This window comes from Methanobrevibacter sp., from assembly GCF_045586545.1.
Classification (GTDB): Archaea; Methanobacteriota; Methanobacteria; order Methanobacteriales; family Methanobacteriaceae; genus Methanocatella.
Genome location: NZ_JAZNAN010000098.1, coordinates 1 through 2899 on the forward strand (window position 1 = coordinate 1; position 2899 = coordinate 2899).

At 32.4% G+C, this 2899-nt stretch carries 4 protein-coding genes; all 4 read left to right on the forward strand.

Features of this window, described 5'->3' with window-relative positions:
* Positions 1-179 precede the first annotated feature (179 nt).
* A complete protein-coding gene (locus ACKI3D_RS07455; RefSeq protein ID WP_292808164.1) occupies positions 180-371 on the forward strand; it encodes a 4Fe-4S binding protein in 192 nt (63 codons plus the stop codon).
* A 12-nt stretch (positions 372-383) separates the two neighbouring features.
* Positions 384-1397 carry a tungsten-dependent formylmethanofuran dehydrogenase subunit FwdF gene (gene fwdF / locus ACKI3D_RS07460; RefSeq protein WP_407393358.1) on the forward strand — a complete coding sequence of 338 codons (1014 nt, stop codon included), beginning with the start codon at positions 384-386 and terminating at the stop codon, positions 1395-1397.
* A 432-nt stretch (positions 1398-1829) separates the two neighbouring features.
* Positions 1830-2279 carry a 4Fe-4S binding protein gene (locus ACKI3D_RS07465; RefSeq protein WP_407393360.1) on the forward strand — a complete coding sequence of 150 codons (450 nt, stop codon included), beginning with the start codon at positions 1830-1832 and terminating at the stop codon, positions 2277-2279.
* A 1-nt stretch (position 2280) separates the two neighbouring features.
* Positions 2281-2899 (forward strand): 4Fe-4S binding protein (locus tag ACKI3D_RS07470; protein WP_407393361.1); only part of this gene is annotated, 619 nt, incomplete at its 3' end.

Consider the following 2899-nt stretch of genomic DNA (forward strand, 5'->3'; position numbering starts at 1 on the left):
CCAATTTTATAACCTTTTTATCGGATTTAGAAATCAAATTAGGCAAACCTAAAGCTTAATTCGAGCCCTTTTTTGAAAATTTTGAGGATAAAACCAATATGCTTATAAGCTCATTTTAATAAATTTGAAATTATAACATTAAAATAATCTAGTTTTCATGTTATTTCGGAGGTAGTTATATGGCAGTAAAAATTGATTCAGATAAATGCGGACACATTGATAATTGTCCTGTGCAAGGTTTATGCATTAAGCTTTGTGAACAGGGTGCAATCATAGAAGAAGATGGAGATGTAAAAATAGTCCCTGAAAATTGTGATGATTGCGACTTATGTATCCAAAATTGTCCAAACCAAGCAATATCTAAAGCATAAGGAGAGAGTTATATGTTTAATATTGAAAGAAACGGTGAGGAAAACCGTAAATTATCTTATTCTGATAAAAAATGTGTAGGTTGTGGAATTTGTACAGATGTTTGCCCAACATCTTCCTTAAGGCTAGGACCTCTTGTCCCAATCGCACGTGGATTAATTGAAATGGACTTAATTTCTGTTAATCAAGATTCATGTGTATTCTGTGGATTATGTTCCGTAGCTTGTCCATTCGATGCTTTAGAATTAACAATCGATGGCGAAGCAATTAAAGAAATGGACAATTATCCTGTATGGGAAACAGAATCCAAAGTTGATGATGAAGAATGTATGTATTGCGGAAGATGCTACGAAGTCTGTCCAAGGGATTCAATTATTTTTGAAAGGAACCTTCCAAACCCTGCAGACTTAGTTAAAGGGGAAATCAGCATTGATAAAGATCAATGTATCTACTGTTCTTTCTGTGCTGACATGTGCCCTGCAGATGCTATCATAATAGAAAATAATCCTACATCAACTGTTGATAAGTTAAATTATTCTATAGATGTTGATCTTTCTAAATGTATTTTCTGTGGAGTCTGTAAAAGAGTATGTCCTGAAAATGCAATCAAACAAGTCTGTGCAACCTGTATGTACAGAGATGAAATTGAAGTTCCAGAAATCACTGGTGAAACAATAATCTTAGAAGATTCTTGTGTAAACTGTTCATGGTGTTCTGAAGTATGTCCTGTGGATGCAATTAATGTAACCAAACCATTTGAAGGAACTTTAGAACTATCTGAAAATGAAGCAGAAGAAAAAATCTGTAAAGGAGATTCCTGTCACGCATGTCAAGACGTATGTCCATGTAATGCAGTCACTATTGTTGACGGAAAATCAGTTACCAATTTAGACTTCTGTAACTTATGCGGAGCTTGTGTTACCGCATGTCCACAAGATATCAGGATATTGTCCAGAACTGACATGAAATTGACTAATGTCAATTCTGAATCCTGGAATGAAATTTTAAATACATTAATCGGAAAATAAATGAGTTCATCTCATTTTTTTCATTTTTTTTATTGAATCTTGATTTGGTTTTAATTTTTACAAACTATATTGTGTAGTAACTACACTCTTATTTAGGACGCCCTAAAAAATAGCTATTTTTCATGTTTTTTTGGCATTTTTTAATATTTTTTTGGAATAAATTATTACATTTTTTCTATTTTTCATCGATATGTACTAATAATAATATCGTATATTGTTCTTTAAATTTAATAAGAATAGTTTTTAATAATTATCTTAATTATCAACTTATGATTAGCCTTTAATTTTCTTACAACTCTTCTAAAATTCCGTATATGCCTTTTTTTAAGTGTAGTTAATACACTATAGTATATAAACTTTGTTATTTGACTCTAGTAGACAACTATTTATTAATATATTATTAAAAATAGTATCATTACACATGGTGATTTTATGCCAAAACATATTGCCTCTGGTTTGAAATATCTGGCTGCGGTCAGATTAAGAGACATGGGGAAAACTCATCAGGAAATTGCTAAGGAACTATCGGTTGACAGGTCTACAATTTCACATTATTTGAATGGGAGCAACATCTCATGGAATTCTGTTGAAGTTGCAAGGACTATAACCGAATTAAGCCCTAGGGATTTCATGACTATGGTTTTCGCAATCTTTGACAAACCAGAAGAGAGTCGAAAAATTGTGAATATTTGCAGAATAAAAGATTATGATGCATTTATAGAAGATTCGTGTATTGGTTGCGGATTATGTGTAAATGTGTGTATGATGAAGGCTATTAGATTAGAATCATTACATGCACAAGCAGACTCAATACAATGTTGCGGTTGTCAGCTTTGTACAGATGAATGTCCAACTAATTCTATAAAAATTTTGGAGATTTAATATGATTAGAAATTTAAAAGAGGTTAAAGACAACAACTTTGACATCACAAGATCTGCGGAAGAATCAAGAAAATTGTCTTTCAAAGATCACATTTGTATTGGATGTGGAATTTGTGAATCAACTTGTCCTGTTGAAGCAATTACATTAAATGAAATTGCTATTGGCGCACGTCATAGAGTTTTAAACAATGTATACTTCAGTGGTCATGACAAAATCGCACAAAACGTCCAAGACGACTTTGATGTTCAAAGAGTAACTGTTGATGAAAGTAAATGTGTATTATGCGGTATGTGCAGCGGTTTATGTCCTGTTGACGCATTAGTATTAACCATTAATGACGTACCTATCAGAGAAATTGAAGCATATCCTCATTATAATGCTTTCTCAGAAATCAATGATGATGAATGTATTTACTGTAAAAGATGTGAAATCGCATGTCCTCGTGATGCAATTGTCATTGAAAGAATTTTACCAAACCGTGCTGACTTAGTAACCGGTGAAATCGAAGTAAATGATGAAGAATGTATTTACTGTGGTGTATGTGAAGAATTATGTCCTGCAGAAGCAATCGTCGTAGATAAAGAAACCGGAAAAGAATCTATTGTTATTGACCAAGATA